Below are 908 nucleotides of genomic sequence, written 5' to 3' on the forward strand. Positions count from 1 at the left end.
AAATTCAAAGACAAACAATTATTGATGTATGGATAGAATGGGAGAATTACGCATGACTGAATTGGTATTTCATCATGATTGTCAACAACTCCCCCAAGCAAATGAGTCCTTAATTCCTGTTCAATTATATGGCATAGATGGAAAGTCTCGGGGTGATATAAGTGTTATAGGTAATCCAATAACAGAGAAAATTCAGCGTTTAGGCGTTGAAGTCAATTCTAAAGCAATCGATTTCTTATCTATCGCTTTAGCGGTTACGGCAGCTGATACTTTTGTATTGCGTTCAGAAAGCCCAGATGGCTGGACACGACAGCTTTCACTAAAAATCCCATTGTGTGAACCAGATTGTTGGATTGCTTTGCAATCACAACTAGAGAAAGCTTTACACTTTTTAAGCGGCGACATGTGGAATTTAGAATTCACAGAAGGAGGTTTTGCGCCTCCCCTTATCCCCCCAGATCCAAGATTTAAACTCCCCCAACTTGCTCATCTTAATTGTGTGCGCCTGTTTTCAGGCGGACTAGACTCACCAATAGGTGCCATAGATTTATTAGATAATGGGTATAAACCTCTATTGATTAGTCATGCATACAAGGGTGATAGTGCTTTTCAAAAAGAAATCGATCAAGTTTTATCAGGTGAATATTCTCGTTTCGAAGTAAACGCAGATCCTCATAAGGCAATGGGTATCACCGATATCACGATGCGTACTCGCAGTATCAATTTTCTAGCTTTTGCAGTTGTAGGGGCAAGCGCTATACAGCAAAGTAACAGTTTACAGAATGTCGATTTATACGTACCTGAAAATGGATTTATTTCCCTAAATGCGCCTCTTACACCTAGACGTATTGGTACGTTAAGTACAAGAACAACTCATCCTCACTTTATTAAAAGTATTCAGAGTATTT

At 39.0% G+C, this 908-nt stretch carries 1 pseudogene; it reads left to right on the plus strand.

Going from position 1 to position 908, the window contains the following annotated elements:
- Positions 1-52: 52 nt before the first annotated feature.
- Positions 53-908 (plus strand): annotated as a pseudogene (locus ACS8FC_RS15655) (Qat anti-phage system QueC-like protein QatC); the annotation flags it as partial.

This window comes from Psychrobacter sp. 1Y4, from assembly GCF_051847555.1.